Source organism: Nocardioides sp. N13(2025) (assembly GCF_051912545.1).
In the GTDB taxonomy this organism is placed as follows: Bacteria; Actinomycetota; Actinomycetes; order Propionibacteriales; family Nocardioidaceae; genus Nocardioides.
The window spans coordinates 386620-412562 of the sequence record NZ_CP196809.1; the positions used below are offsets into that span (position 1 = coordinate 386620).

31 protein-coding genes are annotated in these 25943 nt (G+C 69.5%); 27 read left to right on the forward strand and 4 right to left on the reverse strand.

Annotated features, from left to right (window positions below; genetic code table 11):
- Positions 1 to 24: 24 nt before the first annotated feature.
- Positions 25 to 756 carry a tetratricopeptide repeat protein gene (locus ACS3YM_RS01910; protein ID WP_439938358.1) on the reverse strand — a complete coding sequence of 244 codons (732 nt, stop codon included), beginning with the start codon at positions 754 to 756 and terminating at the stop codon, positions 25 to 27.
- A 441-nt stretch (positions 757 to 1197) separates the two neighbouring features.
- Between ACS3YM_RS01910 and rpsJ the strand changes: the two genes are divergently transcribed.
- From rpsJ to ACS3YM_RS02035, 25 genes are all read left to right on the forward strand, one after another.
- Positions 1198 to 1506 carry a 30S ribosomal protein S10 gene (rpsJ, locus tag ACS3YM_RS01915; protein WP_008360994.1) on the forward strand — a complete coding sequence of 103 codons (309 nt, stop codon included), beginning with the start codon at positions 1198 to 1200 and terminating at the stop codon, positions 1504 to 1506.
- An 8-nt stretch (positions 1507 to 1514) separates the two neighbouring features.
- The gene (rplC, locus tag ACS3YM_RS01920) at positions 1515 to 2180 is read left to right on the forward strand and encodes a 50S ribosomal protein L3 (protein ID WP_439938359.1); all 666 of its coding nucleotides are present in this window, start codon (positions 1515 to 1517) and stop codon (positions 2178 to 2180) included.
- A 2-nt stretch (positions 2181 to 2182) separates the two neighbouring features.
- On the forward strand, positions 2183 to 3112 hold the full coding sequence (gene rplD, locus ACS3YM_RS01925) for a 50S ribosomal protein L4, sunset domain variant (RefSeq protein ID WP_439938360.1): 930 nt from the start codon (positions 2183 to 2185) through the stop codon (positions 3110 to 3112).
- A complete protein-coding gene (gene rplW, locus ACS3YM_RS01930; protein WP_056599661.1) occupies positions 3109 to 3414 on the forward strand; it encodes a 50S ribosomal protein L23 in 306 nt (101 codons plus the stop codon). The genes rplD and rplW overlap by 4 nt, the downstream gene beginning before the upstream one ends.
- A gap of 24 nt (positions 3415 to 3438) precedes the next feature.
- Positions 3439 to 4275 carry a 50S ribosomal protein L2 gene (gene rplB / locus ACS3YM_RS01935; protein ID WP_209952520.1) on the forward strand — a complete coding sequence of 279 codons (837 nt, stop codon included), beginning with the start codon at positions 3439 to 3441 and terminating at the stop codon, positions 4273 to 4275.
- A 5-nt stretch (positions 4276 to 4280) separates the two neighbouring features.
- Positions 4281 to 4562: a 30S ribosomal protein S19 gene (rpsS, locus tag ACS3YM_RS01940; RefSeq protein ID WP_056599671.1), complete on the forward strand. Its 282-nt coding sequence runs from the start codon at positions 4281 to 4283 to the stop codon at positions 4560 to 4562.
- Complete coding sequence (gene rplV / locus ACS3YM_RS01945; protein WP_439938361.1) at positions 4559 to 4993, forward strand: 50S ribosomal protein L22; 435 nt, start codon at positions 4559 to 4561, stop codon at positions 4991 to 4993. The genes rpsS and rplV overlap by 4 nt, the downstream gene beginning before the upstream one ends.
- On the forward strand, positions 4993 to 5799 hold the full coding sequence (rpsC, locus tag ACS3YM_RS01950; RefSeq protein WP_439938362.1) for a 30S ribosomal protein S3: 807 nt from the start codon (positions 4993 to 4995) through the stop codon (positions 5797 to 5799). Before rplV ends, rpsC begins: the two co-directional genes overlap by 1 nt.
- A 4-nt stretch (positions 5800 to 5803) precedes the next feature.
- Positions 5804 to 6223, forward strand: coding sequence for a 50S ribosomal protein L16 (gene rplP, locus ACS3YM_RS01955; protein WP_135838849.1), 420 nt, complete (start codon positions 5804 to 5806; stop codon positions 6221 to 6223).
- Entirely contained in the window at positions 6223 to 6468 is a 246-nt protein-coding gene (gene rpmC / locus ACS3YM_RS01960) for a 50S ribosomal protein L29 (RefSeq protein ID WP_439938363.1), read from the forward strand. The genes rplP and rpmC overlap by 1 nt, the downstream gene beginning before the upstream one ends.
- Positions 6465 to 6749 carry a 30S ribosomal protein S17 gene (gene rpsQ, locus ACS3YM_RS01965; RefSeq protein WP_439938364.1) on the forward strand — a complete coding sequence of 95 codons (285 nt, stop codon included), beginning with the start codon at positions 6465 to 6467 and terminating at the stop codon, positions 6747 to 6749. Before rpmC ends, rpsQ begins: the two co-directional genes overlap by 4 nt.
- Before the next feature lie 120 nt (positions 6750 to 6869).
- The gene (gene rplN / locus ACS3YM_RS01970; protein ID WP_056599693.1) at positions 6870 to 7238 is read left to right on the forward strand and encodes a 50S ribosomal protein L14; all 369 of its coding nucleotides are present in this window, start codon (positions 6870 to 6872) and stop codon (positions 7236 to 7238) included.
- A gap of 15 nt (positions 7239 to 7253) precedes the next feature.
- Positions 7254 to 7595: a 50S ribosomal protein L24 gene (gene rplX / locus ACS3YM_RS01975; RefSeq protein WP_439938365.1), complete on the forward strand. Its 342-nt coding sequence runs from the start codon at positions 7254 to 7256 to the stop codon at positions 7593 to 7595.
- Between the two features lies 1 nt (position 7596).
- Positions 7597 to 8163, forward strand: a complete 567-nt coding sequence (rplE, locus tag ACS3YM_RS01980) for a 50S ribosomal protein L5 (protein ID WP_439938366.1) — start codon at positions 7597 to 7599, stop codon at positions 8161 to 8163.
- 1 nt (position 8164) lies between these two features.
- A complete protein-coding gene (locus ACS3YM_RS01985) occupies positions 8165 to 8350 on the forward strand; it encodes a type Z 30S ribosomal protein S14 (RefSeq protein WP_056151931.1) in 186 nt (61 codons plus the stop codon).
- Positions 8351 to 8419: 69 nt separating this feature from the next.
- Positions 8420 to 8839, forward strand: coding sequence for a 30S ribosomal protein S8 (gene rpsH, locus ACS3YM_RS01990; RefSeq protein ID WP_439938367.1), 420 nt, complete (start codon positions 8420 to 8422; stop codon positions 8837 to 8839).
- Positions 8840 to 8873: 34 nt separating this feature from the next.
- Positions 8874 to 9416 carry a 50S ribosomal protein L6 gene (gene rplF, locus ACS3YM_RS01995; RefSeq protein WP_439938368.1) on the forward strand — a complete coding sequence of 181 codons (543 nt, stop codon included), beginning with the start codon at positions 8874 to 8876 and terminating at the stop codon, positions 9414 to 9416.
- A 1-nt stretch (position 9417) separates the two neighbouring features.
- Positions 9418 to 9801 (forward strand): 50S ribosomal protein L18, encoded by a 384-nt coding sequence (rplR, locus tag ACS3YM_RS02000; protein ID WP_439938369.1) that lies wholly within the window; start codon positions 9418 to 9420, stop codon positions 9799 to 9801.
- 46 nt (positions 9802 to 9847) lie between these two features.
- On the forward strand, positions 9848 to 10468 hold the full coding sequence (gene rpsE, locus ACS3YM_RS02005; RefSeq protein ID WP_439938370.1) for a 30S ribosomal protein S5: 621 nt from the start codon (positions 9848 to 9850) through the stop codon (positions 10466 to 10468).
- Complete coding sequence (gene rpmD, locus ACS3YM_RS02010; protein ID WP_090969275.1) at positions 10468 to 10650, forward strand: 50S ribosomal protein L30; 183 nt, start codon at positions 10468 to 10470, stop codon at positions 10648 to 10650. The genes rpsE and rpmD overlap by 1 nt, the downstream gene beginning before the upstream one ends.
- A 1-nt stretch (position 10651) precedes the next feature.
- Complete coding sequence (gene rplO, locus ACS3YM_RS02015; protein WP_439938371.1) at positions 10652 to 11092, forward strand: 50S ribosomal protein L15; 441 nt, start codon at positions 10652 to 10654, stop codon at positions 11090 to 11092.
- 198 nt (positions 11093 to 11290) lie between these two features.
- Positions 11291 to 12586 (forward strand): preprotein translocase subunit SecY, encoded by a 1296-nt coding sequence (gene secY, locus ACS3YM_RS02020; protein WP_439938372.1) that lies wholly within the window; start codon positions 11291 to 11293, stop codon positions 12584 to 12586.
- Complete coding sequence (locus ACS3YM_RS02025; protein WP_439938373.1) at positions 12587 to 13162, forward strand: adenylate kinase; 576 nt, start codon at positions 12587 to 12589, stop codon at positions 13160 to 13162.
- 8 nt (positions 13163 to 13170) lie between these two features.
- Positions 13171 to 13995: a type I methionyl aminopeptidase gene (gene map, locus ACS3YM_RS02030; protein ID WP_439938374.1), complete on the forward strand. Its 825-nt coding sequence runs from the start codon at positions 13171 to 13173 to the stop codon at positions 13993 to 13995.
- A gap of 206 nt (positions 13996 to 14201) precedes the next feature.
- Positions 14202 to 15227 (forward strand): TerC family protein, encoded by a 1026-nt coding sequence (locus tag ACS3YM_RS02035; protein ID WP_439938375.1) that lies wholly within the window; start codon positions 14202 to 14204, stop codon positions 15225 to 15227.
- A gap of 16 nt (positions 15228 to 15243) precedes the next feature.
- On the opposite strand, the gene ACS3YM_RS02040 is transcribed toward ACS3YM_RS02035, so the two are convergent.
- From ACS3YM_RS02040 to ACS3YM_RS02050, 3 genes are read right to left on the reverse strand one after another with little or no spacing between them, the layout of a single operon-like run.
- A complete protein-coding gene (locus tag ACS3YM_RS02040) occupies positions 15244 to 15894 on the reverse strand; it encodes an HNH endonuclease family protein (RefSeq protein WP_439938376.1) in 651 nt (216 codons plus the stop codon).
- The gene (locus ACS3YM_RS02045; protein WP_439938377.1) at positions 15882 to 17291 is read right to left on the reverse strand and encodes a serine/threonine-protein kinase; all 1410 of its coding nucleotides are present in this window, start codon (positions 17289 to 17291) and stop codon (positions 15882 to 15884) included. Before ACS3YM_RS02045 ends, ACS3YM_RS02040 begins: the two co-directional genes overlap by 13 nt.
- A complete protein-coding gene (locus ACS3YM_RS02050; RefSeq protein ID WP_439938378.1) occupies positions 17288 to 18436 on the reverse strand; it encodes an FHA domain-containing protein in 1149 nt (382 codons plus the stop codon). Before ACS3YM_RS02050 ends, ACS3YM_RS02045 begins: the two co-directional genes overlap by 4 nt.
- Before the next feature lie 193 nt (positions 18437 to 18629).
- Between ACS3YM_RS02050 and ACS3YM_RS02055 the strand changes: the two genes are divergently transcribed.
- Together ACS3YM_RS02055 and ACS3YM_RS02060 are read left to right on the forward strand one after the other, a co-directional pair.
- Positions 18630 to 24905 carry an Ig-like domain-containing protein gene (locus ACS3YM_RS02055; RefSeq protein ID WP_439938379.1) on the forward strand — a complete coding sequence of 2092 codons (6276 nt, stop codon included), beginning with the start codon at positions 18630 to 18632 and terminating at the stop codon, positions 24903 to 24905.
- A gap of 61 nt (positions 24906 to 24966) precedes the next feature.
- Complete coding sequence (locus ACS3YM_RS02060) at positions 24967 to 25938, forward strand: AAA family ATPase (protein ID WP_439938380.1); 972 nt, start codon at positions 24967 to 24969, stop codon at positions 25936 to 25938.
- The last annotated feature ends 5 nt before the right edge of the window (positions 25939 to 25943 follow it).

Below are 25943 nucleotides of genomic sequence, written 5' to 3' on the forward strand. Positions count from 1 at the left end.
TCCGGCTCCGGCCCGGCACAAGCGTCAGTCGGGCGGCGTGAGGAGGGCGAGCTCCTCGTCGACGTAGGGGTCGTGCTCCCCGAGCGCGTCGAGCTCCGCCTTGAGCGCGAGCTGCACCTCCCGGGCCCGGTCGACCTCGCCGAGGTGGCGCAGCGACCAGCCGACCATCCACCGGGCCACGCGGGTGCGGGCCGGGTCGCCGATCCGCTCGCGGGAGCCCAGGGCCTCCTCGAACGCGGCGAGGGCGGAGACGTGGTCGCCGGCGTCGGCGTGCTCCATGCCGATGTTGTGGAGCAGCGACGCGTCCCAGTCGCGTGCCGCGCGATCGGTGGCCTGCCGCGCTCGCTCGAGCGCGACCTGGTGCGCGGCCAGCCGGTCGGCGGGGGAGAGCACGAGGGCGACCATGTGGAGGGCGTCCACCTCGAGCTCCTCCAGTCCCGCCCCGAGGGCGAGCCGCGCGGCCTCCTCGAAGAGCGGCCGGGCCGCCCCGGGGTCCCCGGCGGAGCGCAGCAGCCGGCCCCGCTCGAGGTCGGTCCGGACCCGCGCCTCGGGCTCCGACGGGTCCAGCCGGTCGAGGACCGCGTGCCCCTCGTCGTACCTCTCCTGCAGGCCCAGCGCCCGGGCGACCTGGGTCCACGCGTGCGTGGCCACCGGCTCCTCGGAGGCCTCAGCGAGCGCCCGGAAGCGCTCCTCGCTGCCGGCGGGGTCGCCGAAGTCCCAGAGGTCTCGGAGGTCCGCGGGGTCCGGTGTGGCCATGCCCCGGAGCGTAGGCCGGAGCGTAGGATGGAGGGGTTCGCGGGGGGTGAGGAGCAGGGCGCCGCCGCCTCGGCCATTGCGATTTGGCGTGGGCGTGCGGAGTCTGTCAAGATGTTCCGGTTGCTCCGGCGGGTCGCCGGGGTGCGGCACACCTTGACTTCTGAATCGCGTCTCCTCGATCGAAACAGTCGTCTGCGTGCGCCGCACCGGATCAGGACACCTTGATCGGAGACCCGACCAGATCCGACAACCGTCGGGTGCCACCCAGAGCTGCACCGCTTCCCTGACCGGGAGTGTCACGAGCCAGTTTTTTCAGATGGCAGCGCGACACGCCCGACCGCGGGGGTCGGAGGGTGGAGGAGAGACAGGCGGCGCTCGCCCACCAGGGGCTGAGAGCCGAAACCAGACCAGGCGTACGAGATCGAAGAGGACGAGCTACCTATGGCGGGACAGAAGATCCGCATCAGGCTCAAGGCCTATGACCACGAGGTGATCGACACCTCGGCGCGGAAGATCGTGGACACCGTCACCCGTACGGGTGCGAAGGTCGCCGGCCCCGTGCCGCTGCCGACCGAGAAGAACGTGTACTGCGTGATCCGGTCGCCCCACAAGTACAAGGACTCCCGCGAGCACTTCGAGATGCGCACCCACAAGCGCCTCATCGACATCATCGACCCGACGCCGAAGACCGTCGACTCGCTGATGCGTCTCGACCTGCCTGCCGGTGTCGACATCGAGATCAAGCTCTGAGGCCTGACATGACCAACACTTTCGAGCGCAACGCGAAGGGGCTGCTGGGCACCAAGCTCGGCATGACCCAGCTCTGGGACGAGAACAACAAGGTCGTCCCCGTCACCGTGATCGCGGCCGCGACCAACGTCGTGACCCAGGTCCGCCGCCCCGAGGTGGACGGCTACAACGCCATCCAGGTCGGCTTCGGCGAGATCGAGGCCCGCAAGGTCAACTCGCCCGAGGCGGGTCACTTCACCAAGGCCGGGGTCACGCCCCGCCGCCACGTGGCCGAGATCCGCACCGCTGACGCTGCCGCCTACACCGTGGGCCAGGAGATCAGTGTCGACACCTTCGCCGCCGGCGACGAGATCGACGTGACCGGCACCAGCAAGGGCAAGGGCTTCGCCGGAACCATGAAGCGTCACGGCTTCTCCGGTGTCTCCGCCTCGCACGGTGCCCACCGCAACCACCGCAAGCCCGGCTCGATCGGCGCCTGCGCCACCCCGGGTCGCGTGTTCAAGGGCACCCGCATGTCGGGCCGCATGGGCAACGACACGGTGACCACCCAGAACCTGACGGTGCACGCCGTCGACGCCGAGAAGGGCCTGATCCTGGTCAAGGGTGCCGTCCCCGGCCCCAAGAACGGGCTCGTCATGCTCCGCTCGGCCGCCAAGAAGACGCAGGAGGCCTGAGCATGGCTGTCAAGACCGTCAAGGTCGACCTCCCCGCCGAGATCTTCGACGTCGAGGTCAACATCCCCCTGATCCACCAGGTCGTGGTCGCGCAGCAGGCTGCCGCGCGCCAGGGCACGCACGCCACCAAGACCCGCGGCGAGGTCCGCGGCGGTGGTCGCAAGCCCTACAAGCAGAAGGGCACCGGCCGCGCCCGTCAGGGCTCGACCCGCGCTCCGCAGTTCGCCGGCGGTGGCACCGTCCACGGCCCGCAGCCGCGCAGCTACGACCAGCGCACGCCCAAGAAGATGAAGGCCGCCGCCCTGCGCGGAGCCCTCTCGGACCGGGCCCGCAACGACCGCGTCCACGTGGTCGACGGACTGGTGTCGGGTGACAAGCCCTCCACCAAGGCCGCGCTGGCCTCGCTGACCTCGCTGACCGACCGCGTGGGCTACCTCGTGGTGCTCGAGCGCTCCGACGCGATCACCTGGCTCTCGCTGCGCAACGCGCCCGAGGTCCACATCGTCGCCGTCGACCAGCTCAACACCTACGACGTGCTCGCCGCGGACGACGTGGTCTTCACCAAGGGCGCCTACGACGCCTTCGTGGGTGGCGCCTCTGCCGCCCCGGCCAAGGCCGAGACGAAGGTCGCCAAGGTCGCCAAGGCCGAGACCACCGAGGTCAAGGCGTTCGCCGACGTCCCGGCTGCCGACGAGGCCGCCGCCGACGAGGCGCCCGCCCTGCCGAAGGGTGCGAAGGCTCCGCTGAAGAGCGGCAACGCGCCCAAGGGCTACGACATCAAGGGCAACGCCGACTCCGGCCTCTACCACGAGCCCGACGGCCAGTGGTACGACGCCACCGAGGCGGAGTTCTGGTTCAAGAGCGCCGAGGACGCCGAGGCCGCTGGCTTCAAGCGCGCCGGCGGCGGGTCCGCCAAGGAGGACGACAAGTGAGCACCCTGCACAAGGACCACCGCGACGTGCTGATCGCGCCGGTCGTCTCCGAGAAGAGCTACGGCCTGCTCGACGCCAACAAGTACACCTTCATCGTCCACCCGGACGCCAACAAGACCGAGATCAAGATCGCGGTCGAGAAGGTCTTCGACGTCAAGGTCACCTCGGTCAACACGATCAACCGTCAGGGCAAGACCCGTCGCACCCGCTACGGCATGGGCAAGCGCCCCAACACCAAGCGCGCGATCGTCAGCCTCGCCGAGGGTCACCGCATCGACATCTTCGGAGGTCCGGTCTCCTGACCGGGCTCCTGACTAGGAACTGATATGGCTATCCGCAAGTACAAGCCGACCACCCCGGGCCGTCGTGGCTCGTCGGTGGCCGACTTCGTCGAGATCACCCGGACCACGCCCGAGAAGTCGCTGACGCGTCCGCTGCCGAAGAACGGTGGCCGCAACAACCAGGGCCGCATCACCACCCGGCACAAGGGTGGCGGCCACAAGCGCGCCTACCGCATCATCGACTTCCGTCGCTACGACAAGGACGGCGTGCCGGCCAAGGTCGCTCACATCGAGTACGACCCCAACCGCACCGCCCGCATCGCGCTGCTGCACTACGCCGACGGCGAGAAGCGCTACATCGTCGCCCCCAAGGGCCTCGAGCAGGGCACCCCGGTCGAGTCGGGCCCCAACGCCGACATCAAGCCGGGCAACAACCTGCCCCTGCGCAACATCCCGGTCGGTACGACCATCCACTGCGTGGAGCTCCGCCCCGGCGGCGGCGCCAAGATCGCCCGCTCGGCGGGCAACTCGGCGCAGCTGGTGGCCCGCGAGGGAAGCCGCGCGACGCTCCGCATGCCTTCGGGCGAGATGCGCTTCGTCGACGTGCGCTGCCGCGCCACCATCGGTGAGGTCGGCAACGCCGAGCAGTCCAACATCAACTGGGGCAAGGCCGGCCGCATGCGCTGGAAGGGCGTGCGCCCGACCGTCCGCGGTGTCGTCATGAACCCGGTCGACCACCCGCACGGTGGTGGTGAGGGCAAGACGTCCGGTGGTCGCCACCCCGTCTCCCCCTGGGGCAAGCCCGAGGGCCGTACGCGCAAGCGCAAGGCCAGCGACTCCCAGATCATCCGTCGTCGCAAGTCCGGCAAGGGTAGGAAGTAACCGACATGCCTCGCAGCCTGAAGAAGGGCCCCTTCATCGACGACCACCTTCAGAAGAAGGTGGACGCCGAGAACGAGAAGGGCAGCCACAACGTCATCAAGACCTGGTCGCGCCGGTCGATGATCGTGCCCGACATGATCGGCCACACCATCGCCGTGCACGACGGTCGCAAGCACGTCCCCGTCTTCGTGACCGACTCCATGGTCGGCCACAAGCTCGGGGAGTTCGCCCCCACCCGCACCTACCGCGGGCACGTCAAGGAAGACCGGAAGGGACGCCGTCGATGAGCACCACCGAGCGCAGCCGCACCAGTGCGCGCCGCGAGTCGCTGCTCGGCGACCAGCCGGGCGCGTTCGCCAGCGCACGCTACGTGCGGATCACCCCGATGAAGGCCCGCCGTGTCGTCGACATGGTCCGCGGCCTCCAGGTCGACGAGGCCCTGACCCTGCTGCAGTTCGCGCCGCAGGCCGCCTCCGAGACCGTCTACAAGGTGCTGGAGAGCGCGATCGCCAACGCGGAGACCACCGAGGGCCTCAACCGGGCCGACCTCGTGCTCTCCGTCGCCATGGTCGACGAGGGCCCGACGATGAAGCGTTGGCGTCCGCGTGCCCAGGGCCGTGCGACCCGCATCAACAAGCGCACCAGCCACATCACCCTCGCGGTGCAGCCGGCCGACGCGCTGACCAACCCCAAGGGTAAGAACGGAAAGGGTGCCTGATGGGCCAGAAGATCAACCCGAACGGCTTCCGCCTGGGCATCTCCACCGACCACAAGAGCCGTTGGTACGCCGACAAGCTCTACAAGTCGTACGTCGGTGAGGACGTCGCCATCCGCAAGCTGCTCTCCAAGGGCATGGAGCGGGCCGGCATCGCCAAGGTCGAGATCGAGCGCACCCGCGACCGCGTCCGTGTGGACATCCACACCGCGCGTCCCGGCATCGTGATCGGTCGCCGTGGCGCCGAGGCCGACCGCATCCGCGGCGAGCTCGAGAAGCTCACCGGCAAGCAGGTCCAGCTGAACATCCTCGAGGTCAAGAACCCCGAGATCGACGCGCAGCTCGTCGCCCAGGGCGTTGCCGAGCAGCTGTCCGGCCGCGTGCAGTTCCGCCGTGCCATGCGCAAGGCGATGCAGACCTCGATGCGCTCCGGTGCCAAGGGCATCCGGATCCAGTGCTCGGGTCGTCTCAACGGCGCCGAGATGTCGCGCACGGAGTTCTACCGCGAGGGCCGCGTGCCCCTGCACACCCTCCGTGCCGACATCGACTACGGCTTCTACGAGGCCAAGACCACCTTCGGTCGCATCGGCGTCAAGGTCTGGATCTACAAGGGCGAGGTCGCCGGCACGCGTGCCGAGCGCCAGGCCCAGCAGGCCGCCCGCGCCGGTGCCCCCGGCCGCGGTGGCCGTCCCACCACCCGTGGCGGCGACCGCCCGAGCCGTGGCTCGCGCGGCGACCGCGCTCCTCGCACCGAGTCCACCGAGGCTCCGGCTGCCGAGGCTGCACCGAGCACCGGACAGGAGGCCTGACCTCATGTTGATGCCCCGTCGCGTCAAGCACCGCAAGCAGCACCACCCCAAGCGCCGTGGCGTTGCGAAGGGCGGCACCTCGCTGGCCTTCGGTGACTTCGGCATCCAGGCGGTCGAGGGTCACTACGTGACCAACCGACAGATCGAGTCGGCCCGTATCGCCATGACCCGTCACATCAAGCGTGGCGGAAAGGTCTGGATCAACATCTACCCGGACCGCCCGCTGACCAAGAAGCCTGCCGAGACCCGCATGGGTTCCGGCAAGGGTTCCCCCGAGTGGTGGGTTGCCAACGTCAAGCCCGGCCGCGTCATGTTCGAACTCTCCGGTGTCGACGAGGTGACTGCTCGTGAGGCCATGCGCCGCGCGATGCACAAGCTTCCGATGAAGTGCCGGTTCATCTCCCGTGAGGCCGGTGAATTCTGATGGCTACCAAGCTGAACGCCCACGAGCTCGACGAGCTCAACGCCACCGACCTGGAGGCCAAGCTCCGCGAGGCCAAGGAGGAGCTTTTCAACCTCCGCTTCCAGGCTGCCACCGGCCAGCTGGACAGCCACGGCCGGCTGCGCGTGGTCAAGAAGGACATCGCCCGCATCTACACCGTGGTGCGCGAGCGCGAGCTCGGCATCCGCACCACGCCGGGCGCGAACAACGAAGAGGCGAAGGCATGAGCGAGAACACTGCGACCCAGTCGACCGGCGAGCGCAACCAGCGCAAGGTCCGTGAGGGCCTCGTCGTCAGCGACAAGATGGACAAGACCATCGTCGTCGCCGTCGAGGACCGCGTGAAGCACGCGCTCTACGGCAAGGTGCTGCGCAAGACGTCGCGCCTCAAGGCCCACGACGAGACCAACCAGTGCGGCATCGGCGACCGGGTCCTGATCATGGAGACCCGTCCGCTGTCCGCCACCAAGCGCTGGCGTCTCATCGAGGTCCTCGAAAAGGCCAAGTGAGTCCCCGGTGAGGTGAGCCCCGCTCGCCCCACCCGGCCCGCAAGCAAAGAACCCCACCAGTTCGGCCAGGCTCACACCCCGCGAGGGTGTGAGAACCAGCTCGACAACCAGGAGAAACCAATGATCCAGCAGGAGTCGCGACTCAAGGTCGCCGACAACACCGGTGCGAAGGAGATCCTCTGCATCCGTGTTCTCGGTGGCTCTGGCCGTCGCTACGCCGGCATCGGTGACGTCATCGTCGCCACCGTCAAGGACGCGATCCCCGGTGGCAACGTCAAGAAGGGCGACGTCGTCAAGGCCGTGGTCGTGCGCACCGTCAAGGAGCGTCGCCGCGCCGACGGTTCCTACATCCGCTTCGACGAGAACGCCGCCGTCATCCTCAAGAACGACGGCGAGCCCCGTGGCACGCGCATCTTCGGCCCCGTCGGCCGCGAGCTGCGCGAGAAGCGCTTCATGAAGATCATCTCGCTCGCCCCGGAGGTGTTGTGAGAGATGGGTAAGGACATGAACATCAAGAAGGGCGACACCGTCAAGGTGATCGCCGGCAAGGACAAGGGTGCCCAGGGCAAGGTCATCTCGGTCCTCCGCGAGGAGGACCGCGTGATCGTCGAGGGAGTCAACCTCGTCAAGCGCCACACCAAGTCCGTCCAGCAGACCGGCACGACCGGCGGCATCATCACCCGTGAGGCGCCCATCCACGTCTCCAACGTGATGCTGGTCGAGGGTGACGGCGTCACCCGCGTCGGCTTCCGCCGCGACGAGGTCACCAAGCGCCGTCCCGACGGCTCGACCTACACCGCCAGCCGCTCGGTCCGCGTGTCCCGCAAGACCGGCAAGGAGATCTGAGATGGCCGAGACCACGTCCACCGAGATTCCTCGTCTCAAGTCGCGCTACCGCGAGGAGATCGTCCCCGCGCTGCGCTCCGAGTTCGACATCGCCAACATCATGCAGGTCCCCGGCCTGACCAAGATCGTGGTCAACATGGGTGTCGGCGAGGCTGCTCGCGACTCCAAGCTGATCGAGGGCGCGATCCGCGACCTCACCGCGATCACCGGCCAGAAGCCGGCCGTGACCAAGGCCCGCAAGTCCATCGCGCAGTTCAAGCTGCGTGAGGGAATGCCGATCGGTGCGCACGTCACGCTGCGCGGCGACCGCATGTGGGAGTTCCTGGACCGCCTGCTGTCCCTGGCCCTGCCCCGCATCCGTGACTTCCGCGGCCTCTCGCCGAAGCAGTTCGACGGGCGCGGCAACTACACGTTCGGTCTCACCGAGCAGGTCATGTTCCACGAGATCAACCAGGACAAGATCGACCGGTCGCGCGGTATGGACATCACCATCGTGACCACCGCCACCAATGACGACGAGGGCCGCGCGCTGCTGAAGCAGCTCGGCTTCCCGTTCAAGGAGAACTGACATGGCGAAGACTGCGCTCAAGGTCAAGGCCGCTCGCAAGCCGAAGTTCGCTGTCCGCGGCTACACCCGCTGCCAGCGCTGCGGTCGCCCGAAGTCCGTCTACCGCAAGTTCGGCCTGTGCCGGATCTGCCTGCGGGAGATGGCCCACCGCGGTGAGCTGCCCGGCGTCACCAAGTCCTCCTGGTAATTCCCTCACACCCGTTGAAGGTCGCCCGGCCGTGAGCCGAGCGAAACCACGACGAGAAAGAACCACATCATGACGATGACTGACCCGATCGCAGACATGCTCACGCGTCTGCGCAACGCCAACCAGGCGTACCACGACGTGGTGTCGATGCCTTACAGCAAGATGAAGGCCGGCCTCGCGGAGATCCTCAAGCAGGAGGGCTACATCACCTCCTACGACGTCGCGGACAACGTCTCCGCCGAGGGCGAGCCCGCCGTCGGCAAGACGCTGACCGTCACGCTCAAGTACGGCCGCAACCGGGAGCGCTCGATCGCCGGCGTGCGCCGCATCAGCAAGCCCGGCCTCCGCGTCTACGCCAAGAGCACCAACCTGCCCCGGGTCCTCGGAGGACTCGGCGTCGCGATCATCTCGACGTCACAGGGCCTGCTCACCGACCGCCAGGCGAACCAGAAGGGCGTGGGCGGCGAAGTCCTCGCCTACGTCTGGTGACCCGGACCTACTGAGACCAGGAAGAGAGAGAAGCATGTCGCGCATTGGCAAGCTCCCCATCGCGGTCCCGTCCGGTGTCGACGTCGCGATCGATGACGCGCTGGTGACCGTCAAGGGCCCCAAGGGCACCCTGTCGCACACCATCGCCGCGCCGATCACGGTCGCCAAGGGCGAGGACGGCATCCTCGAGGTTCAGCGTCCCGACGACGAGCGCAACAGCCGCTCGCTCCACGGCCTGACCCGCACGCTCATCAACAACATGGTGGTGGGCGTCACCGAGGGCTACGAGAAGAAGCTCGAGATCGTGGGCGTGGGTTACCGCGTCCTGCCCAAGGGTCCGACGCAGCTGGAGTTCCAGCTCGGCTACTCGCACCCGATCATCTTCGACGCCCCCGAGGGCATCACCTTCACCGTCGAGGGCCCGACCAAGCTCGGTGTCGTCGGCATCGACAAGCAGCTCGTCGGAGAGGTTGCGGCCAAGATCCGCAAGCTCCGCAAGCCCGAGCCCTACAAGGGCAAGGGCGTGCGCTACGCCGGCGAGCACATCCGCCGCAAGGTCGGAAAGGCCGGTAAGTGACATGGCGATCTCGCTGAGCAACAACAAGCACACCGCCAACCGCGTTCGTGCCCGTCTGCGCCGCCAGGCGCGCGGTCGCAAGCGGATCAACGGCACCTCCGAGCGTCCGCGCCTCGTGGTGACCAAGTCGGCCAAGCACCTCTCGGTGCAGGTCGTCGACGACCTGAAGGGCGCCACGCTGGCCTACGCCTCCACCATGGAGGCCGACGTCCGTGGGACCGACGGCGACAAGACCGCCAAGGCCAAGCTGGTCGGCGAGCTCGTGGCGTCGCGTGCCAAGGCCGCCGGGATCGAGGACGTCGTCTTCGACCGTGCGGGCAACAAGTACCACGGTCGCATCGCGGCCCTCGCCGATGCCGCCCGTGAGGGCGGATTGTCCTTCTGATCGCCTCACGCGACCAGAGAGAGAACTTAGATATGGAGCACATCTCATGAGCGGAGCCCAGCGCGGACAGCGCAGCGGTGGCTCGGGCGACCGTCGCGGACGCGACAACGGTCGTGGCCAGGCCGAGAAGTCTGTCTACATCGAGCGGGTCGTGGCGATCAACCGTGTCGCCAAGGTCGTGAAGGGTGGTCGTCGCTTCAGCTTCACCGCCCTCGTGATCGTCGGCGACGGTGAAGGTCTGGTCGGCGTCGGCTACGGCAAGGCGAAGGAAGTTCCCGCGGCGATCGCCAAGGGTGTCGAGGAGGCCAAGAAGCACTTCTTCAAGGTCCCGCGCATCCAGGGCACCATCCCGCACCCGGTGCAGGGCGAGAAGGCCGCGGGCGTCGTCCTGCTGCGTCCCGCCGCTCCCGGTACCGGTGTGATCGCCGGTGGCCCGGTGCGCGCGGTCCTCGAGTGCGCCGGCATCCACGACGTGCTGAGCAAGTCGCTCGGCTCGTCGAACCAGATCAACATCGTCCACGCGACCGTCGAGGCGCTGCGGATGCTCGAGGAGCCCGAGGCCGTGGCTGCTCGTCGCGGCATGCGCGTCGAGGACGTCACCCCGGCGGCGCTGCTCAAGGCGCGCGCCGAGGGCCAGCTCGAGGCGACGGCGGGGGTGCAGCAGTAATGGCACAGCTCAAGGTCCAGCAGAAGCGCGGCACGGTCGGCCTCAAGGCCAACCAGCGCGAGACGCTTCGTTCCCTCGGTCTCAAGCGGATCGGCGACGTCGTCGTGAAGGAAGACCGCCCGGAGATCCGGGGCATGATCAACACCGTCCGTCACCTGGTGACGTTCGAGGAGGTGGAGTGACATGACGCTCAAGCTGCACCACTTGCGTCCCGCTCCGGGTGCCAAGACCGCGAAGACCCGCGTGGGTCGCGGTGAGGCCTCGAAGGGCAAGACCGCCGGCCGCGGTACCAAGGGCACCAAGGCGCGCTACCAGGTTCCGGTTGCCTTCGAGGGTGGCCAGATGCCGATCCACATGCGCCTGCCCAAGCTGAAGGGCTTCAAGAACCCCTTCCGCGTGGAGTTCCAGGTCGTCAACCTCGACCGCCTCGGGGAGCTCTTCCCCGAGGGTGGCTCCGTGACCGTCGCCGACCTGGTGGCCAAGGGCGCCGTCCGCAAGGGCCAGCCCGTCAAGGTCCTGGGCCAGGGCGACATCTCGGTCGCCGTCCAGATCAGCGCCAACGCGTTCTCGAGCTCCGCCAAGGAGAAGATCGAGGCCGCGGGTGGCACCGCGACCGTGGCCTGAGGCCACGACCTCGCACATCCGGTGAAGGCCTGGCCGCACAGTGGGAACTGTCGGCCAGGCCTTCGTCGTTCAACCGAACGTCTCGGGAAGCGGGTCGCACCCCGACTGTTAGGCTTCCCCGGGCCCATCGCCGTACGACGGTGAGGGCTCTCGTCCGCCCGCCGATCCTGGCCGGGCACCCGAACGAAAGAGGAACCAGTGCTAGGCGCGTTCGCCAACGCTTTCCGGACTCCGGACCTGCGGCGCAAGCTGCTGTTCGTCCTGCTGATCGTCACGATCTTCCGGCTCGGCTCCCAGGTGCCCACCCCGGGCGTGCACGTGGCCAACGTCCAGGCCTGCATCAGCCAGCTGGAGGAGGGCGGGCTCTACAGCCTGATCAACCTCTTCTCCGGGGGTGCGCTGCTCCAGCTCACCATCTTCGCGCTCGGGATCATGCCGTACATCACGGCCTCGATCATCCTGCAGCTGCTCGTCGTGGTGATCCCACGGCTCGAGGCGCTGAAGAAGGAGGGTCAGGCCGGCCAGGCGAAGATCACGCAGTACACGCGCTACCTGACGCTGGGCCTCGCGGTCCTGCAGGCCACCGGCATCGTGGCGCTGGCGCGCAACAAGGCACTGCTCCAGGGCTGTGACCGCGACCTGCTGCACGACAACGGCACCGCGACCTTCCTGGTCATGGTCGTCACCATGACCGCCGGCACGGCCGTCATCATGTGGCTCGGCGAGCTCATCACCGACCGTGGCATCGGCAACGGCATGTCGATCCTCATCTTCACCCAGGTCGTCGCGACCTTCCCGGCGTCCCTGTGGAGCGTGCAGACCTCCAAGGGCTGGGTGGTCTTCAGCATCGTGATGGTCATCGGCCTCATCCTGGTCGCGGCCGTCATCTTCATCGAGCAGGCACAGCGCCGCATCCCGGTGCAGTACGCCCGTCGCATGGTCGGCCGGAAGATGTTCGGCGGGAACTCGACCTACATCCCGCTCAAGGTGAACCAGGCCGGCATCATCCCGGTCATCTTCGCCTCGTCGTTGCTCTACCTCCCGGCGATGGCGGTGCAGTTCAACCCGGAGAGCAAGAACCCGGTCCTGGACTTCATCGGCACCTACCTCGTCGGCGGCGACCACCCGCTCTACATGATCTCGTACTTCCTGCTCATCATCTTCTTCACGTACTTCTACGTCTCGATCACCTTCAACCCTGTCGAGGTGGCGGACAACATGAAGAAGTACGGCGGCTTCATCCCCGGGATCCGGGCGGGCAAGCCGACCGAGGACTACCTGTCCTACGTCCTGTCCCGCATCACGTTCCCTGGAGCTCTCTACCTCGGCCTGATCTCGTTGGTCCCGCTCATCGCGTTCGCGATGATCCAGGCCAACCAGAACTTCCCGTTCGGCGGCACGTCCATCCTGATCATGGTCGGCGTCGCCCTGGACACGGTGAAGCAGATCGAGAGCCAGCTCCAGCAGCGCAACTACGAAGGATTCCTCAAGTAGATGAGACTCATCCTCATGGGCCCGCCCGGCGCGGGCAAGGGCACGCAGGCGAAGTACGTCGCCGACCACTTCGGCGTGCCTGCCATCTCCACCGGTGACATCTTCCGGGCCAACGTCTCGCAGGGCACGCCTCTCGGCGTCGAGGCCAAGCGCTACATGGACGCCGGCGAGTACGTCCCGGACGAGGTCACCAACCTCATGGTGCGCAACCGCATCGACGAGGCCGACGCGGAGCCGGGCTTCCTGCTCGACGGCTACCCGCGCACGCTGGCGCAGGTGACCGAGCTCGACGGGATGATCGCGTTCACCGGCCACCGGCTCGACGCCGTCGTCGTGCTGACCGTGGACTCCGAGGAGCTCGTCCAGCGCCTGCTGCAGCGCGCGCAGACCGACGGCCGCGCGGACGACACCGAGGACGTCATCCGGCGCCGGCAGGAGGTCTACCTCGAGCAGACCGAGCCGCTGATCGACGTCTACCGCGAGCGGGGCATCCTCGTCGAGGTCGACGGCATGGGCGAGGTCGACGAGGTGACCGCCCGCATCTTCGCCGCGCTCGACGTGGTCCCGCAGAGCTGAGCAGTCCCGTGGGCTTCCGCGACCGCGGCATCGAGATCAAGACCCCCGAGCAGATCGACCTCATGCGTGTGGCCGGTCGGCTCGTGGGGGAGACCCTCGAGCTGCTGCGCGAGGCGGTGCGCCCGGGCGTGACCACGCTGGAGCTCGACACGCTCGCCGAGGCCAACATCCGCGACCACGGCGGGATCCCGTCGTTCAAGGGCTACAGCCACCCGCCGTTCCCGGCCACGATCTGCGCCTCGGTCAACGACGAGGTCGTGCACGGCATCCCGGGCCCGCGGGCCCTGGCAGAGGGCGACGTGATCTCGATCGACTGCGGCGCCATCATCGAGGGATGGCACGGCGACGCCGCGATCACCGTCCCCGTCGGTGAGGTCGCCGACGACGTGCGCGAGCTGCTGCGGGTGACCGAGGAGTCGCTGTGGCGCGGCATGGCCGCCGCTCGGCTGGGCGGCCGCGTCACCGACATCAGCCACGCGATCGAGACCTTCGTCCGCTCCCAGGGGCGCTACGGCATCCTCGAGGACTACACCGGCCACGGCATCGGCACCGAGATGCACATGGCCCCCAACGTGCCCAACGTCGGCCGACGCGGGCGCGGTCCCGGCATCGTCGAGGGTCTGGCCCTCGCGGTGGAGCCGATGGTGACCCTGGGCAGCAAGCACACCGACACCCTCGAGGACGAGTGGACGGTGGCCACGGTCGACGGCTCGATGTCGGCCCACTTCGAGCACACCTTCACCGTGACGCCCCAGGGCGCGTGGGTGCTCACCGCGGTGGACGGCGGGGCGGCGCGCCTCGCCGAGCTGGGCGTCCCATTCGGCGGACGCTGACGCCGATTTCGCCCCCGCCCACGCAGTCGTGAAAGACTGCGGGCGCAGGAGGGGAGTATTCCCCGGCAGTGGTGTCGTCAGTACGGCTCCCGCGCGAGCGGAGCCCGGTGCCGCAGGTTCGCCCATGACGTGCGAGCGGAAGAGACCTCCGGCGGCCGTGTGCTGCGCGGACGCCGTACTCACCCTCACCCCCAAGGAGCAACAGCGTGGACGTCCCCACCTGGGTCTGGATCGCCACCGGCGTGGTCACCCTCGCCATCTTCACCTTCGACCTCGCCGTGGTCGGCCGCAGGCCCCACGAGCCGAGCATGAAGGAGTGCGCGACCTACCTCTCGATCTACGTGGGTCTGGCCGTCGTCTTCGGCCTCGGCGTCTGGTTCACCTCAGGTGGCACGCCGGCGCTGGAGTTCTTCTCCGGGTGGTTGGTGGAGTACTCCCTCTCCATCGACAACCTCTTCATCTTCATCATCATCATGGCCAAGTTCGCCGTCCCGCGTGAGCTCCAGCAGTACGCCCTGATGATCGGCATCGTGATGGCGCTGGTCATGCGCGCGATCTTCATCGCCGTCGGCGCCGCCGCGATCAACAACTTCAGCTGGGTCTTCTACCTCTTCGGCCTCTTCCTGGTCTACACGGCTGTCAAGCTCGCCAAGGAGGGCGCCGAGGACGAGGACGACGAGTTCGAGGAGAACAAGCTGGTCGCCTTCATCGAGCGACGCTTCCCCGCCACCTCGGAGTGGCACGGCAGGAAGCTGCTCGTCAGCGAGGGCGCGAAGAAGATGATCACTCCGATGTTCATCGTGATCATCACGCTCGGCACCACCGACTTGCTGTTCGCGCTCGACTCGATCCCGGCGATCTTCGGCATCACCAAGGAGCCCTACCTGGTGCTCACGGCCAACATCTTCGCGCTGATGGGCCTGCGCCAGCTCTACTTCCTCATCGGTGGCCTGCTCCAGCGCCTGATCTACCTCTCCTACGGCCTGGCGTTCCTGCTGGCCTTCATCGGCGTCAAGCTGATCCTGCACGCGATGCACGAGAACGAGCTGCCGTTCATCAACGGCGGTGAGCACATCGCGTGGGCCCCCGACATCCCGATCTGGCTCTCGCTCGTGGTCATCCTGGCCACCCTGGTGGTCACGGCCGTGGTCTCGCTGTGGGCGTCTGACCGGATGAGCAAGGAGCAGCAGGACGCGGCCACCGGCCCGCGCCGCGACTGGGAGGACGACTGAGTCGTCCCCCGGCAGCTCAGCAGGCGGAAGCGACGCGTCGTACGGCGTCCGCGTCGGCCGTGGTGAGGGGCAGGTCCCACGCCACGGCGACGCGGACGTAGCGACGCACGTAGTCGCAGTGCCGGCGGTGCCACGGCGGCAGCCAGTCGCCCGGCCCGTCGGCCTGCTTGTCGTCGTTGGCGCGTGCCGACACGGCGAGCAGCTCCCGGCGGACGTCGTTGGCGAAGGTGGTGCGCCGACGAGGTGACCACGCCCAGGCGCCGCCGTGCCAGGCGCGCGCCAGCGGGTAGACGTGGTCGATGGAGATCACGTAGCCGTCGTCGCGCCAGGTCATCCGCTCCCCGGTGTAGGGATCGCGCAGCCTGGCCTCGTAGATGCGGCACTCCGAACCCCAGCGGAGCTCGATGTCCCTCATCTGCATCAGCAGGACGTCCTCGCGGGTCGTGCACCCGTTGCGGCCCTTGGGGCCGTCGTGGTCGTCGGTCCACGGCTCACCGAAGACGCACGCCCCGGGGTCGCAGTCGCGGTCGTAGCCGGGGTGGTAGCCGATGTCGTCGACGACGCGGGCACGGTCGAGCAGGTCGAGGATCCGGTCCTCGCCCGGCGTCGCGGCAGCGGGACCGGCAGCGGCCAGCAGAATGGCGCAGGCAGCGATCAGGACACGCACTGGCTGGTGCTCGGCGAGTTGTCGGAGCCGCGCGTCATCCGCAGGTCCAGGCAGACCGGCTCGTCGGTCCGCACGAGGAGCTGCTTCTTGGTGGTGCTGCCGTAGGAGTCGGTGTCGTCGCGGTGCCAGCTGAAGGCGTCGCCCGGCTCGGGCGGGACGGGGGCGTTCCACCGGAACAGCACGCCGCGTTCGGTACGCCGCCCGGTCAGGGTCGGCGCGCGGTCGAGCGTGTCGGGGACGACGTCGAGCGGCGTCTGCGACTCGGTCGGGACCACCACGCCGGGGTCGTCCTCGCGACCGCCGCCGCCGAGGACCAGGAAGCCGACGAGCAGGGCCAGGACGGCGGCGCCGACCCCGGCCCACACGAGGGCGGGGACGCCGCTCGTCTCCTCGGTCTCGCCCTCGGGGAGCTGTGCGGGGTCCTGGGGAGCGATGCGGCGCGGGCCGCTGGCCGAGATGACGGTCACCGGCTTCATCGCGGTGGCGTCCTCGGGAGCCTCGGGCACCTCGGGGGCCATGACCGCCGCGTCGGGGCGATCACCCTCGACCGCGACGGCGGTCCGCGCCCAGCCGGCCGCCGACTCGATCCGCTGGAGCGCCCGGGCGAGCTCGAGGGCGCTGCCGGGCCGGTGCTCGGGCCGCTTGGCCAGGCACTGCTGGAGCAGCCGGTCGAGGGCCGGAGGCACGTCCGGGCGCTGGGTGGCCGGGGGAGCGGCGTGCAGGATGCGCGCGCTGAGGGCGCGGGTGGAGTTGTCGCCCGACGGGATGGAGAAGGGGGAGCGCCCCACCAGCAGGTGCCAGATGGTGGCGCCGAGGGAGTAGACGTCGGAGGCCACCGAGCCGTTGGAGCGGCCGTCGAGGAGCTCGGGCGGCGACCAGGGGTAGGAGATCCGGACGTCGTTGTCGCCCTCGACGTCGGCCATGTGGCCGGCGATGCCGAAGTCCGTGAGCGCCGGCTCGTGGTAGGTGGTGACCAGGACGTTGCTGGGCTTGATGTCCCGGTGCAGGATGCCCGAGCGGTGCGCGGTCTCGATCGCGCTCGCCAGCTTGATGCCGGTGGAGACCGCGTCGACCGGAGCCATCGGGTTGGAGCGCACGCGGATGCCGAGGTCCGGCGGCGGGCAGTAGCGCATGACGAGGAACGGGCGCCCGCCCTCGGCCGTGACGCCGGCGGTGATCACCGAGACGATGTAGGGATGGTCGGCCAGCCGCGCCATCGCGTTGGCCTCGGCGGTGAACAGGTACTTCTCACGGTCGGTCAGCGGCACGTCGGGACGGACGACCTTGACCGCGACGCGCTGGCGCGGCCACTGCTGCTCGTAGAGGAAGACGTCGGCGAAACCGCCGCTGCCCAGGTGCTCGACGAACGCGAACCCGGGGATGACCGGCGCGCTCACCGGGCGACCGCTCCGGTCTCGAAGCGCACGGCGTAGACGTGGGCCATGTCGAGGACCGTGCCCGGCTCGAGGACGTAGGCCTCACCGGGGCGCATCCCCTGCGGATCGCGACCGGGCGGCGCGATCGTGGTGCCGCCCCGGCTGCCGAGGTCGCGTGCCACGACGTCCCAGCCGTCGAGCTCGATCTGCAGGTGGCGCCGGGACACGAAGGAGTGGTCGGATGGCAGGTGCACCAGGTGGGGCCAGTCGGTGCTGCCCTCGGCCGGTGCGGGCTTGCGTCCCAGGATCACCCCGCGGTCGAGGGGTACGACCTCGCCGGTCGGCAGCCGGAGGCCGCCGAGCGACGGCCGGTCCACCCGACGGGGCTCCTGGGGAGCGACGCGCTGGTGGCAGACCCGGCACTGCGGCGCGATGGGCGGCGTGAGGTGCCCGAGGGGGCAGCTGACGGCGAGCACGGTCGGCGCGGTGCTGTGGGAGAGGTGGGCCGGACGGTGGGTGGTCGAGCCGTCGTGGTCGTCGTCGTGCGGCGCCGGCGCCTCGTGCGGCTCCGACGGGGGCCGGATGGTGGTGTGGGCGCCCTGCTCGATGCGCTCCACGAGCAGCGGGTCGGGCTCGGAGGTGTCGGTCGACGACCCGGTGTCCTCCACCGGCCGGCGGATGCGGTTGCGCGGAGGAGGGCCGTCGGGACCCTTCGCGGCGAGGATGGCCTCGGGGATGCCGTCGATCAACGCCGCGGCCGGAGCCGGGGCGTCGGCCTCCTGCACCCGGTGGACCGGTGCGACCTTGGCGGAGAGAGGCTCGAGCTCCACCCGGTCGGCGGCGACGACGCCACCCACGAGACGACGGGTGGGGCGGAGATCGTCGGGATCGGTGCCCCCGTCGAGGCTGAGGACCCGCGCCGGACCTGTCATGCGCACGTGCCCGGCGCCGCGGGAGAGCGTGGTGGACGCACCGGACGTGAAGTCGACCATGGCCAGCCCGGGCGGGTCTCCCTCGAAGGCCTTCTCGACGATCGCCATCACCCGCTCGAGCGCCGGGGTCCCCGACGGCGCGGTCATGGACAGGGCGTCCCAGATCTCCTGGACGACCTGTTCGTCAGCGGGATCCGTCAGCAGGACCCACTGCGCCCCACTGCCGACGAGCACGCCGGAACCACTGGCGTACCGCGCTTGCACGATCAACGTCGGCTCCCCTCGTACACGCCCACACCACCATCATCACCCATGCCGCCGTCCGGCGCACGATGTCGCGACTTGTCCGAAACTTGACCGTATACATACCCTCCTTCCTGGATGACTGCGGCGGGCGTACGTCATTCGGGGGCCAAGGGGGAATGGCGTGGCGCGAGCGACGTTCGTGCGTCGACACCGGGTGGGCATCGCGTCGGGCGCTGCTCTGGCCATCGCCGCATCCGCCGTCGTGGTCTACGCGGTGACGGCGGACGGATACCGATCGCACGAGGCCGAGCTCAACGACGGCGGTGTCTGGGTCGTCAACGGCAAGAAGGGCTGGTCGGGTCGTCTCAACAAGCCGATCAACCAGCTCGACGGCGTCGTGCCCACCCAGGACGGGAAGACCCGGCTCGACGTCGTCCAGGACGGCGCGGCGGTCGTGACCCTCAACGTCAACGCGAGTCGCGGGCAGAGCATCGAGACCACCAAGCTGGAGTCCCAGGACGGCGGCGCTGCGGCGATCCCGACCGACGGCGACGTCCAGATGGCCGGAGGCACGCTCGCCAGCACCGACCGCGAGACCGGTGAGGTCTGGGCGGTGCGCTACGACGACATGGCCGGCAAGCCGGTCATGAGCACGGTCGACCGGCAGTCCGAGCCCCTTGCCGAGGCCGGTGAGGGCGCGTCCCTCGCCGTGAGCCAGGGCGGCACGGTCGTCGTCACCTCGACGAGCGAGGGCACGGTCACCACCCTGTCCCCGAAGGACGCCACGCTGGGCGAGCCGCAGACGCGGGAGCTTCCGGGCGACGCCGGCCAGGTCTCCCAGGTCACCACCGTGGGCGAGCGCATCGTCACCCTCGACGAGGACGCCGGCGTGCTCCGCGTCGTCGACGGCGCCAGCGCCCCGGTGCCGCCGGACAGCGTGCTCCAGCAGGCGGGACCCGCTGCCGACGCCGTGCTGGTCGGGGCGCCTGACGCGCTGCTCAGCGTCGACCTCGACTCCGGCGACGTCACCACGGTGGCCTCGAAGTACTCCGGCACGCCCGTGGAGCCGGTGCGCCTCGGCGCGTGCGTCTTCGGCGCCTGGTCGGGAGGCCTGGGCGCCGTCGCCACCCGGTGCGGCTCCCAGGACCTCATGCAGGACGACCTCGGCGGCAACGCCACCAGCCTGGCCTTCCGCGTGAACCGCGGCGAGATCGTGCTCAACGACGCCAACAGCGGCACCGTCTGGGACGTCGAGCAGGACCGCCCCATCGAGATCGACAACTGGGAAGCCTTCACGTCCAAGAAGCAGGACGAGGACGACGAGAACGACAACGAGAACCCGACCGACGCCGACAAGCGGCCGCCGCAGGCCAAGCCGGACTCGTACGGCGTGCGGGCCGGTCGCACGACCGTGCTCCACCCCCTCGACAACGACTCGGCTCCCGAGGGCCGGCTGCTGAGCATCGTCGGCGTCGACCAGCCCACCGGCGGTGCGCGGGTGGAGATCAGTCCCGACGGGCAGACCCTCGTCCTGGTGATGCCGGACAAGGCCCGCCCCGCGAGGTTCGAGTACTTCATCGACGACGGCCGCGACGGGCTCTCGGCCCACGCGACGGTCGACGTCGGCGTGCGTGCCACCCGCGAGAACGAGCCCCCGGCGCCGCGCGAGGGCTACGAGAAGCCCATCTTCAAGGTGCCGCACGGCGGTTCCCTCGAGGTGCCCGTCCTCGCGGACTGGCGCGACGACCGTGACGGCGACACGCTGCTGCTCGACTCCGCCCGGGCGGTCGGCGGGGACGAGTCCGGAGCGATGGCCCGGCCGACGGCGGACGGTCGGATCCGCTTCACCGCGCCGACCACGGCGACCGACGGCCCGCAGGTCGTCCGGGTCGAGTTCGCCGTGACCGACGGCAGCTCGGAACCGGTCAGGAAGTCGATGGCCTTCCAGGTCCAGGCGCCCAAGGACCAGAAGGCGTTCGCCCCGAGCGCGCAGCCCGACGTCGTACGCGGCGAGGTCGGCAAGCAGATCAAGATCCGTCCACTGCTCAACGACCTCCCGGGCTCCGACCCCAACGAGCCCGACGCCGAGCTCACCCTCGGCGGGAAGGTGCCGCAGCAGCCGGGTGCCAAGGTCGTCTCGGACCTCGACTCCGGGCAGCTGACCGTCACCGCCGACCGCCCGGGCAGCTACTTCCTCAGCTACGACGCCGGCTACGGCAACGCGCCGCTCGACCAGGGCACCATCCGCGTCGACGTGAAGCCGCGCCCCAAGCGCGCCGCCGACCCCGTCGCGATGCCCGACACGCTGACCGTCTTCGGCCAGGCGCCCGGGATCGTCGACGTGCTGGCCAACGACCTCGACCCTGCGGGCGGGCTCCTCGTCGTGCAGCGAGCCGTCCCGCAGAACGACGCCCAGGTGGACGTCGCCATCATCGATGGTCGCTGGCTGAGGATCTCGTCGGTGCAGCCGGTGATGGCGCCGCGCACGCAGACGGTGTCCTACACGATCAGCAACGGCAGCGCCGGCATCCGCGGCGAGGTGGTGGTCACGCAACGGCCCCAGCCGGCCGACAACACTCCGGTGACCGTGGCCGACCGGGTGGTCGTGCGGGCCGGCGCCTCGGTGTCCGCCCCGGTGCTGGACAACGACGTGTCGCCGTCAGGTGACCGACTGACCCTCCTCAGCGACCTCGTCGACAGCGAGACGCCCGGCCAGCTCGACGTCGTCGCCCCGATCGACGTCACGGGCGACGTGGGCCGCGCCTTCGTCTCCGGACGGGTCGTGCGCTACATCGCCCCGGCCCAGATCAAGGAGCGCGACACCTTCACCGTCACCTACGTCGCCCAGAACCTCGAGGGCAAGCGCGCCACTGGTGAGCTGCGCGTGACGGTGGTGCCCACGGGCGACCCCAACGACCCGCCCGAGCCGCCGACCCTCGAGGGCCGGGTGACGTCCGGCGACACGGTCAAGATCCGCGTCCCGGGCGTCGGGGTGGACCGCAACGGCGACCCGGTCACCGTCACGGGCATCACGTCCGCGCCGCGCCTGGGGCGCATCCAGTCCTATGGCGGCAACTTCCTGGAGTACCAGGCCTACCCCCGCACGGTGGGCACCGACGAGTTCACCTATGCCGTGGTCGACTCCCAGGGTGCCTTCGCCACCGGCACGGTCCGGGTCGCCGTGGTCGAGCCCGGCCAGCCGCAGGCGCCCCTGGCGGTCGAGGACCGGCTCACGGTCGAGCCCGGCCGGACGGCCACGTTCGACCCGCTGGCCAACGACTTCGTGGCCGCCGGCGACTCCGTCGACGTCACGCTGCTCGACGCACCTGCCGACGCCTCCCTCGACGAGGACACCAACCTCGTCACCGTGCCCGCCCCGAGGACCGTGGGGGAGCCGCCGGTCGTGATCGTCTACAGCGTCACCAACGGGCTGGACGAGTCCCGGTCGACGATGACGCTGGAGACCACCGAGGACTTCAACAACCCGCCGGTCGTCTACGACGCCTTCGGCCGGGCCGACGAGAGCGGCAGCGTCCTGGTCGACGTCCTCGAGGGCGCCTACGACCCCGACGGCCCGTCCGAGGACCTGCAGGTCACCGAGGTGAGCCCGCCCGGGAAGGTGGTCGACGGCGTGGAGGTCCGCGCCGACCGGGCCGCCGCGCCGCAGGTGCTGCCGTTCGTGGTCGAGGACCGCGACGGGGCCTCGGCCGCGGCCTCGGTCTACGTCCCGCCGACGGGCACCGGGCTGCCGTACGTCGTCGACGACGCGCTGATCGAGCTGGACTCCGGCGGTCGCACGACGGGCAAGCTCGCCGACTACGTCTCCGCCCCCGACGGCGCTGACGTCAAGCTCGCGTCCGGGCGCCGCTCCTGGAGCGCGTCGCCCTCCGAGCTGGAGGTCGGCCCCGACGGCGACAACGGCTTCACGCTCACCTCGGCGGCCGGGTTCCGGGGACCCGGCGCCGTGCTGGTCGAGGTCACCACGGCGACCGACGCGAGTGGCAACGAGGACGCCTCGACCACCGAGGACGGTGCCACCGTGCTGCTCTCGATCCCCGTGCTGGTGGGGGACGACGCGCCCGAGCTCGAGTGCCCCTCGACCGTGCTGCCGATCTCGGCCGGGCAGCAGCTCGACCTCGACATCGCCACGTTCTGCAAGGTCTTCACCATCGATCCGCGCGACGCCGTGGGCCTCGACTACCGGGCGGAGTGGAGCCAGGGGGTCGACGGGGTCGACATCGGCACCGTCAGCGGGTCGGTCGTCCCCGTGTCCGCAGCCGACTCGGCGACACAGGGCGGCGAGGCCGTCCTGTCGGTGCGCGCAGGGAACAGCAACACCGAGGAGGTCCGCTTCCGGCTCGCCCAGGCGCCGCCCCCGACGATGCTCCCGATCAAGGTCGACACCATGGAGGCCGGTCAGAGCCGCACCTACGACATCCGCTCCTACCTCACGGCCGGTGTCGCCGACCCGTCGCCCACCATCGTCGACGTGAGGTCCACCGGCAACCCGGGGGTGCGCGCCACCACCAACGGCAGCAAGCTGACCCTCACCGCCGACAAGGACACCCGCGGGGCCGACGCCAGCTTCGAGCTGGTGGTCAGCGACGTCTCGTCCTCCGACCCGCCGCCGGAGCGCCGCGCGGAGGCGCGCATCCGGTTCCAGGTCGTCGGCACGCCGTCGGCGCCCGGCGAGCCGCGCCCCTACCCGGTCTCCGACGAGGTCGGCACGGTCAAGATGTCGTGGAAGCCGCCGGACGACGACGGCGGTGCCCCGATCCTCTTCTACTGGGTCAAGGAGGAGCGGAGCGGCACCCAGCAAAAGTGCGCCACCAACGAGTGCGTCTACCGCAAGCTCAAGACCGGTGGGAAGTACAGCTTCCGCGCCCAGGCCGTGAACCGTGTGGGCGAGGGCGAGTGGAGCGACCTCTCGCGCACGGCGCAGGCCGACACGAAGCCGGGCCGGGTGCAGGACATCCGGATGGTGGACCGTGGCGACGGCTACATCAGGATCAAGTGGGACAAGCCGTCCACGGACACCTCGAGGATCCTGACCTACTCGATCTCGTGGCTCGGCGGCGAGGACGTGGTGACCGGGGACGTCACCACCTACACCGCGCGTGGCCTCAACAACAACGAGAAGTACCTCTTCACGATCAAGGCGCAGAACCGCGTCGACTACTCGCTGCCGCGCACCTCGTCCGAGATGCAGCCGCTCGGCACTCCGTCGGCACCACCTGCGCCGACGGTGACCGACCTGGAGGCAGGAGCGAACCAGACCGACGTACGGATCTCCTGGCAGGGCGTCCTGCCGGAGGGACCCGGGCCGACCGTCTACACCGTGAGCTACGACAACGGCTCCACGAGTGCGGCCGTGCCCGGCTGCCAGAAGCTCGCGTCCCTGAGCTGCACGCACGACAACGTGCCCTACGACGGCCTCACCTACACCTACCGCGTGGTCGCGGCCAACCAGCCGACCGACGAGCCGGGCAACCGCTCCACGCCGAGCGAGCCCACGTCGATCGAGGCGGTGGGACGCCCTGCGCAGTGGGGTGCCTTCAGCGCCGGCGCGACGGGGGCGAGCCAGGAGGTGCAGCTCCAGTACACGGTGCCCGACTCGCGTGGGACCACCAGCAAGGTCGAGATCCTCGTCGGGGGCGTGGTCACCAAGTCGTTCGCCCAGCAGACCGGGACCAACACGACGCGCGTCCTGGTGCCGAGCAACGAGCAGCCCTATCCGGTGCAGCTCCGGGTCTGCAACGAGAAGGCCCCGGCCGGATGCACGCTCAGCGGTGTCCAGAACGTGCAGTCCTACGGCCGGCTCGACGGAATGCTCGACGACATCGCCGACCCCGCCGTCAGCGGCAAGTCGGTCACTTGGACGATCACGGGCTCGAGCAACGGTGACGCAGCCCAGCTGGTCTACCGGATCGACGGCGGCAGCGACCAGCTCATCAACTTGACCAGCAACGGAGCCTTCAGCCAGACGATCAGCAACACCACCGCCGAGTTCGCCCAAGACACCCGGCTCGAGGTGTGGCTGCGCGACAGCTCGCCCGACGGTCGTGGTGAGGCCTACCGCTCCAACCTCGGCACGAGCGGCGTCCCAGCGCCTGGCGTGTCGGTGAGCAGGGGCACCCAATGTCGCGACGACGACACTGTGAAGGAGAACGACTGCTGGGACGGGCCGGGCAGCGGCAAGCCTCCGCCGTGCGAGGTCGAAGCCTGCGGTTACATCTCGATCGCAATCTCGGGCTTCTACGAGAGCTTCACCTGCACGGTGAGCATGGGATGGGACGACCCGTTCGGCTATGGCGGCTGGCGCAGCTATGACTTCAACGCCACCGGCCCGGGCCAGGCCACCCAGGAGACGGACTGGTACTCCCCGAACGGGGCGACCGTCGTCTGCAAGGGCCGAGGCATCTTCGGCCAGGAGGCAACAGGCTCCAACGGGTGGTAGCCCCTCTCCCCGGCACCGCCTTCAGCACCCCCAGCACCGACAGCACCGACAGGAACGTGACATGACGATCAGCCAGGAACAGGCCGAGTGGTTCAAGTCCACCTTCGACCAGCTCACCGACAACATGGAGAAGGCGGTGCTCGGCAAGCGCCACGTCGTACGCCTGGCGCTGACCTGCCTGCTCTCCGAGGGCCACGTCCTGCTCGAGGACTTCCCGGGCACCGGCAAGACGATGCTGGCGCGGGCGCTCGCCAACACGGTGCAGGGCAGCCACGCGCGCATCCAGTTCACACCCGACCTGCTGCCCTCCGACGTCACCGGCGTGACGGTCTACGACCAGCACAAGGGCACCTTCGAGTTCCACCCGGGCCCGATCTTCCACACCATCGTGCTGGCCGACGAGATCAACCGTGCCTCGCCCAAGACGCAGTCCGCGCTGCTCGAGGTGATGGAGGAGGGGCGCGTCACCGTCGACGGCGTGGCCCACCCTGTCGGCAAGCCGTTCCTGGTGATCGCGACCCAGAACCCGATCGAGCAGGCCGGGACCTACCGCCTGCCCGAGGCGCAGCTCGACCGCTTCCTGATGAAGACCTCCGTCGGCTACCCCGACCGGCAGGCCACCGTCGAGCTGCTCAACAACGCCGCGGTCCGGGACCGCGCCGCCCTGGTGACTCCCGTGATCACGGCCGCGACGATCGCGCAGATGAGCGGGCTGGCCGACCAGGTCTACGTCGACCCGGCCGTGATCGGCTACGTCGCCGAGCTCGCCGAGGAGTCGCGTCGCCAGCCGCACGTCAAGCTCGGCCTGTCGGCCCGCGGGTGCCTGGCGTTCGTCCGGGTGGCCAAGACCTGGGCCGCGGCCGACGGTCGCGACCACGTGGTCCCCGACGACATCAAGGACCTCGCCGAGCCGGTGCTGTCGCACCGGCTGCTCCTCGACGCCGAGGCGCAGTTCAGCGGCGTCGACGTGCAGACCGTGATCTCACGCCTGCTCGACGCGGTCGCCCCGCCGACCGACCGCGTGGGGGCCTGACCCCT